Source organism: Mesorhizobium sp. M8A.F.Ca.ET.202.01.1.1, from assembly GCF_004791595.1.
Taxonomy (GTDB): domain Bacteria; phylum Pseudomonadota; class Alphaproteobacteria; order Rhizobiales; family Rhizobiaceae; genus Mesorhizobium.
Genome location: NZ_SRUN01000187.1, coordinates 1 through 319 on the forward strand (window position 1 = coordinate 1; position 319 = coordinate 319).

At 60.8% G+C, this 319-nt stretch carries 1 protein-coding gene; it reads left to right on the forward strand.

What is annotated here, in order from left to right; genetic code table 11:
- Positions 1–319, forward strand: a 319-nt coding sequence (locus EN845_RS34430) for a GAF domain-containing protein (protein ID WP_135931316.1), incomplete at both ends; no start/stop codon positions are given.

Below are 319 nucleotides of genomic sequence, written 5' to 3' on the forward strand. Positions count from 1 at the left end.
CGGGAGCCGGTCATCGTCGCGGACATCATGCAGGACCCGCTTTGGGAAGAATACCGTCAGGTGGTGGCGCCCTTCGGGTATCGTTCCTGCTGGTCGACCCCGATCCTGTCGCATCAAGGCGCCGTGCTCGGTGTCTTTGCGATGTATTCGATGACGGTGCGTGAACCGACCGAGGCCGAAACACGGCTGATCGACTTCACGACACGCATTGCAGGGATCGCCATCGAGCGCAAACTGGCTGAAGACCAGATCCATTTCATGGCCAACCACGATGCGCTGACCGGGCTTCCCAACCGCGCGCTGCTGGAGGATCGTCTAT